5 protein-coding genes and 1 pseudogene are annotated in these 6,442 nt (G+C 58.5%); all 6 read right to left on the bottom strand.

All coding sequences use genetic code 11. The annotated features are described in order from the left end of the window. Nucleotides 1–378 precede the first annotated feature (378 nt). Complete coding sequence (locus tag FCU66_RS29155; RefSeq protein WP_136622429.1) at nt 379–1,593, bottom strand: NAD-dependent formate dehydrogenase; 1,215 nt, start codon at nt 1,591–1,593, stop codon at nt 379–381. Between the two features lie 767 nt (nt 1,594–2,360). Next, on the bottom strand, nt 2,361–2,846 hold the full coding sequence (gene msrB / locus FCU66_RS29150) for a peptide-methionine (R)-S-oxide reductase MsrB (RefSeq protein ID WP_136622428.1): 486 nt from the start codon (nt 2,844–2,846) through the stop codon (nt 2,361–2,363). A gap of 94 nt (nt 2,847–2,940) precedes the next feature. Next, nucleotides 2,941–4,164: an epoxide hydrolase family protein gene (locus FCU66_RS29145; protein WP_136622427.1), complete on the bottom strand. Its 1,224-nt coding sequence runs from the start codon at nt 4,162–4,164 to the stop codon at nt 2,941–2,943. Nucleotides 4,165–5,453: 1,289 nt separating this feature from the next. Next, nucleotides 5,454–5,798 carry a hypothetical protein gene (locus tag FCU66_RS29140; RefSeq protein ID WP_136622426.1) on the bottom strand — a complete coding sequence of 115 codons (345 nt, stop codon included), beginning with the start codon at nt 5,796–5,798 and terminating at the stop codon, nt 5,454–5,456. After that, nucleotides 5,798–6,061 (bottom strand): hypothetical protein, encoded by a 264-nt coding sequence (locus FCU66_RS29135; protein WP_136622425.1) that lies wholly within the window; start codon nt 6,059–6,061, stop codon nt 5,798–5,800. The genes FCU66_RS29140 and FCU66_RS29135 overlap by 1 nt, the downstream gene beginning before the upstream one ends. 63 nt (nt 6,062–6,124) lie before the next feature. Then, a pseudogene (locus FCU66_RS41695) lies at nt 6,125–6,442 on the bottom strand (complex I NDUFA9 subunit family protein); the annotation flags it as partial.

Here is a 6,442-nt window from a genome sequence, read left to right as displayed (position 1 = left end):
CTCAAATCATCCCGCTCTAAGGACACGCCTTATGGCGACCGACGAGCGATGATGCGGGATGCGTGGGGGAATAGATGACAGATCGCGACACATCGGGAAGACTTGTCAGTCAACGAAATTTGAGAATGCGCCGAAGCTGACTTGTTCCGGCTGGGATGAGTCCCCGTCCAACCGCTCCGCCCTAGCGTGTTAACGCTAATCAGAGGCACGGACACATCAATCTTCTTTAGCGGACTTTTTCAAACCGGCCAGCATCATCGTCCAATTTTTCTTGAGTTCGGCCTTGGTCTTTTCGTCAACCTTGGCAGCAGAACCCATGTCGATCTGCCCGTCACCCTTGTCTTGTTCTTGTCCGAGTCGAGCGCAGCGGAAATCGATCTAGCGCGGATCACTCCTGGCCTTGAAGCGTGCTGCCTCTTCCGAACCGCGGGTGGCGTCGCCGGCGCTGTAGGAATGCGCGCCAGCGCCGGCGAGCTTGCCGCCATCGACGATCAGATATTCCTCACGGATCGGCCGGCCTTCGAACCAGCATTCGAGAATTTCGCGGGTGCCCGCGGCGTAGCGCGCCTGGGCGGAGAGCGACGATCCTGAAATGTGCGGCGTCATGCCGTGATGCGGCATCGATCGCCACGGATGATCCTTGGGAGCCGGCTGCGGGAACCAGACGTCGCCGGCATAGCCAGCGAGTTGGCCACTCTCCAGCGCGCGGGCGATGGCGTCACGATTGCAGATCTTGCCGCGCGCCGTGTTCACCAGATAGGCGCCGCGTTTCATCCTGGCAATCATCGTCTCGTCAAAGAGGTTTTCCGTCTCCGGATGCAGAGGTGCATTGATCGTGACCACGTCGCAGACGCCGACCATGGATGCGGGGTCCTTGTGGAAGGTGACGCCAAGCTCTTTCTCGACCGCCTCAGGCAGGCGGTGGCGATCGGTGTAGTGCAACTTGACGTCGAACGGCTTCAGCCGGCGCAACACCGCGCTGCCGATCCGGCCGGCACCGACGGTTCCGATCTGCATTCCCTCGATATCGTAGGAGCGTGCGACGCAGTCAGCGATATTCCAGCCGCCTTTCACGACCCACTGGTAGGACGGGATGTAGTTGCGCACGAGCCCCAGGATCATCATGATCACATGCTCGGACACGCTGATCGAATTGCAGTAAGTCACCTCGGCGACCGTGATGCCGCGGTCCATGGCGGCCTGAAGATCGACATGGTCGGATCCGATGCCGGCGGTGATCGCAAGCTTCAGTCTGCTTGCCTTGGCTATTCGTTCTTCGGTCAGATATGCCGGCCAGAACGGCTGCGAGATCACGATTTCGGCATCAACGAGTTCGCGTTCAAAAATGCTGGCGGGACCGTCTTTGTCCGAGGTCACCACCAGGCTGTGGCCCGCGCTTTCGAGAAATTTCCTCAGGCCGAGTTCGCCCGACGCGCTACCGAGCAAGACCCCCGGTTCAAAGTCGATGGCCTTCGGCGTGGGAAGTGTCTGGCCGCCGGGATAGCGGTCGAGCTTCGGCAAGCCATCGCGCGCATATTTTGTCGGATAACCGTCGACCGGATCGTCATAGAGGACGCAAACGACCTTTGCCATTGTGTATCTCCCTTCGTCTGACAACGAAGAGGAAGACGCTCTGTTGTTAACGCTGCCGGCCAAAACGATGGTCAGCGTGCGTCGCGATGCGCCGTTGAATTGCCGGTGGCGAGCAGACTCATCTGCCGGCGCTTCCTCATTCGGAACGTTGTGCGCTATTGCGTATTACATGGAAGACCCGGGCATGGTTTCAAGTGCTGCGGGCGGCACTGGTGTAGCGTTCAGCTCCTTTATTTCAGACCGCGCGCACGGTCTGCCGACAACAAATGCTTGATGCGGACACTTCAGAATTGCCGAGGTTGGGCACCGTGCATCATGATCACTGACAGGCTCCGACTTCGCAGGCCTCAAGGGCTTCTGCATCCCCCCAAAGATTGCAAACAACCTGTTAGTCAGCGCTTATCAAGCAGACGAATCTCGCACCGCTTGCCGCTCAGACGGTATTGCCAAGCCGTTCGCAACGCTCACCGATGTCACCTGGAAATGGCGAACGTGACGAGACAGACAGGCAGCTTATGCAAGTCCTGATCAAGTTCGAGTTGCGGACGCACTGGTGGTAAAAAGCTGACGCTTGGTACCGGGGTCGTAAGCCCGCTCAGGGTGGAACTCCGCCGTTCCCTGTCGTCGATAGGAACCGGCAAGTTGCGCCAGTTGCGGACCTTCGCGGTTGTTTCCGGAAAGTCGCTTCTTGGTCCATACTCAGACGTTGGCGCATCACCGCGCTTATGGCTATAGACGGCTGGAGCCTGACATTCGCCAATGTAGAGTCAGCTACTCCACGTTTCACCTTCGGGAACTCCTCGGCGGAGCTTGTCGGGAAGACGCCCCCCTTTGGGTATGAACTCAAGCGATCCTGAATTTATGCAAAAACGCTCCCCGGTCGGAGGAGGCCCGTCAGGGAAGACGTGGCCTTGGTGCGCGCCGCAACGGGCGCAAACGATTTCCGTTCTGACCATGCCGTAGCTGGTGTCGCGGATGTCACGCAGATGTTTTTCAGCGAAGGGCGCGGTAAAGCCCGGCCAGCCGGTGCCACTTTCAAATTTGGCGCCGCCTTTGAACAACGGCAGTCCACACAAGCGGCAGATATATACCCCCTCGCGCTTCTCAGTGAGAAAGACACCGCAGAACGGCGCTTCCTCGCCATGTTCGAGCAGCAAATGCCGCTCTTCTTCGCTGAGGTCCGCCACCAGCTCCCGCATCTGGTCCTGAGTGGGCGGCGTCAAATCGAATAGCGCTTCGAGTACGTCAGGCATGGCCTATCTCCTTACCGCTCCGGCAGGCCCCATACACAGATTGCCGTCATTGACTCGGACGGCGCCAAAGTGGCGCCGTCCGAGTCACTCGATCTCAACGTAGCGACCGGAACGCCGTCCTGAGTTCGGAGCTCAAAAGCTTCGGCTGCTCCCAGGCGGCAAAATGCCCGCCTTTGTCGAGCTTGTTGTAGTGAATGAGTTTCGGATACGCCCGCTCAGCCCAACTCCTGGGCGTCTGGTAAAGTTCGTCAGGGAAGACGCTCACGGCAACCGGGACAGAGACGCCCTTGGGGGTGAAAAAGGGGAACTTGTTCTCCCAATACAGCCGAGCTGACGAAACCGCCGTGTTGGTCAGCCAAAACAGCGTGACGTTTTCGAGGATATCGTCCGGTGTGAGCCCTTCGGTCTGCCCATCGAACGATCGTGCAATGAGCTCGAGACTGCGCGCGTCATGGTCCAACAGGAAGGTCGCGAGACCGATAGGAGAGTCCGAAAACGCTACCGATGATTGCGGGCGCGTTCCCTGCCAGAACGCGTAGTAGGCGTGTTGGTAAAAGAACACCAGTTGGTCGTACGAGCTTCTCTCCTCGGCCGAGAGACCGGATGGTACCGGCGCGCCGGCGAACGATGCCTGGTTGATGTCCACAGGAATTGCGCCCGGCATATTGACGTGGATTCCGAGAAGTTCCGGGGGCGCTTGCGCGCCTATCAGCTCCGTGACGAGCGCGCCCCAGTCGCCGCCCTGTGCGACAAAGTGCTCGTAGCCAAGGCGCCGCATCAGCGTGATCCAGGCGCTGGCGATGTGATCAGGACCCCAGCCGGTTGTGGTCGGCTTGCCTGAAAACCCGTAGCCCGGCATCGAAGGTATTACAAGGTCGAAGGCGTCGGCCGCCGTCCCGCCATGGGCTGTAGGATCTGTGAGTGGTCCGATGATCTTGAGCTGTTCGACTACCGAACCGGGCCACCCATGCGTGACGATGAGCGGCAGGGCATTGTCGTGCTTCGACCGGACGTGGATGAAGTGGATGTCCAGCCCGTCGATTTCGGTGATGAAGTTCGGCACGGCATTGATCCGGGCTTCAACTTTTCGCCAGTCGAAATTGGTCCGCCAGTGGCGCAGAAGCTGCTGTACGGTCTTGAGGGGCACACCCTGCGAGTAATCGGAGACAGTCTCCTTTTCAGGCAAGCGGGCCTCGTCCAAGCGTCGGCGCAGGTCGGCAAGCGCCGCTTCCGGAACATTCACACGAAAAGGACTTATAGCGGTCTCGTCACTGCTCCTATGTTGTACGTTCATAGCTTTAGACTGTCGTGCGTTCATAGCTTTAGACCTTCTGTCGAATTGAACCCTGGTTGCCGCATCGTCCGTTCGGGCATCGATCCGTATCGTCGAAGAACGCGAGACGGACGCACGGCGGCGATCGACCGGCTGATGCTTCGGGTGTCAGGCCGGTCGGAAGTGGCGGAGTCAGGCCGCGTTGAGTTCGACGCTAATGTTGCCAGGGGCCGCCTTCGAATAAGTGGTCTATCCAGTCGGGGCCCGAACATCTTCAACGCCACGTGCCCTGGCCGGTGCCGTGGTGGCTGTTCAAGTAAGCAAGCGGGATTAGAGGCACGCGGCCGCAACTATGCCGACGGGCCTCCTGATGCTCTTCTGGATGTGGACATTTCCGGTAACGCGAATTCGCGCCCGCTAGTCCGAGAAGGACTTCGCGGCGCACGAAACGCGCCCTCCCATCTGGTGGAAGATAATATTCGCATTTTTGTTAAGTTACAGCAATTCAACTTTCAAGCCGATCAAGGGAAATTCCCGGATTGGCTATCCATAGCTCGTCGTCGCTTCGCCTCCAGAAGGCATCGACAAAGCCTTATCGCATATTGCTCCGGACGGCTTGTTGTCAGCAGTCGGGGCATTCCTGAGATAGCTGTAGTCTGCTCATCGCAACTATATGACGACCGCTTTGGGTCCGGAATTTGCCCTTCGACCTGCGGAGAGAGCTTCCGCTCAGGGTCATGGGCGTGAGTTCGGCCAAGGGCGAGTGAACGTCCGCATCGGGGACGGAAGAGGTATTCCGCATCGGGTACCAAGTGTCAGATTTTGACCACTAGCCAGCGCTACAAGGCTAGCCTTTCCACAATGCGGGCCGTTTGTTACCTTTTTACAGAAGATACGAAAACGCCGCTCGACCGGAAGGGAGCGGCGTTTACCAAGTGTGGTGTCCTACCCTAGACCAAACCCCGATTTGGTCGGGGCCGTCGGACTTGAACCGACGTTTCCAGCTTGTTCGCTATCAGTCTATAGGTGGTGTTTTCCTGTCGTCCTTGCAAGCGCCATCGGCGCAGCTTTTGCAGGGTGTGCAAGGATAGTCGGAGTCGATACAATTCCATCCGAATTCCGCAATTGAACGACCGCTGCTTCCGGCTTCCGTGACGCGCACACTCGCTGGTTCTGCCGTCAGCAATGTCATCAATCGACCGGTCGCGTTCGACGCGGCTCGGAACGGCGATGATGCAACGATATCCTGACTCGCCGTAACGGCAGACGCTGGCCCTGTCGCCTAACTGCTCCGTCACTGTTTTCAGTGGAGCGCAAGCCCGCGCCGAAAAATACTAGAAGCCCCGCTCCTGCGGGGTTTTTCGTTGGGGGAAGCGTTGCGGCGACATCGACGGGTGATCCGCAGGAGAGGGAGCAGCGCCAGAGATCAGCGATGCAGCTTGGTCGGCACAAGACGACGGCAGGCCAACCTCACCAAGCCACTCGTCGTAGTGATGGTTTAGGGCCAACAACAACTCGTCTGGCTGATCCATGCCGCTTTGGAACAACTCGATGATTTGACGGCCAAGACGTTCCCTGGCTGGATCGCCCACTGCTATCCCGGCCTGACGGCAATAAACATCGACCACTGTGGCCAGTATTGAAAGCTGCTTTGAGTCCGCTGAGTCATTGAACGTCATTATCGCTTCTCCCTTTGTCGGGCGAAAGCGTGGTGGTCTCTTCCACTCGCCGGCTTGCCGGGAAGGTGCAGGCGACCATCGATATATAGTGTCCCGGTTTGGTACATACGACTCAATTTGAACTCGTTGGCAGCCTTCATGACGATGAAGGCCGGACTGTTGATCAGGTCGTGCGCCCTGAGCAGACGATAGACCGAAGCCTCATCGACGCTCGCCGCCGCCGGTATCGGCGTCATGAAGTTCGAGCGGGAATACTTCACCATGCCCTCGACCTTGCCCTTGTCGTTCCCCTTGGCGGGAGCGCACTAGCCGAAGAAGCTCTTTAATCAGTGATCCCACAATATCTCCTGGAGCATTTCCTCGACCGAGTACGGCGAAATTCCAAGTTCTCCAAATCCCGGCATCTCCGGCGATGACACGTTGTCGACCTGCATCAGTTCCACTTGATTCCGAGTGACGGGCGGGCTCGGGAGCATTTCGGCGAACCAAGCCAGCGCGTGCCAAGCGGCAAATGGGATTGGAATCAGTTTGGGCTTAAGACCGGCTTCGTGCGCAACGGCTCTGAGAAATTCCTTGTAAGAGTAGACGCGAGGACCGCCGCACTCGTACGTGATCGTATGCGTCTCCGTCCCCTGCAGCGCTCT

It is taken from the genome of Mesorhizobium norvegicum, from assembly GCF_004919685.1.
GTDB lineage: Bacteria > Pseudomonadota > Alphaproteobacteria > Rhizobiales > Rhizobiaceae > Mesorhizobium > Mesorhizobium norvegicum.
Note: the sequence above shows the minus strand (reverse complement) of the source record. Positions and strands in the feature narration are given on the sequence as shown.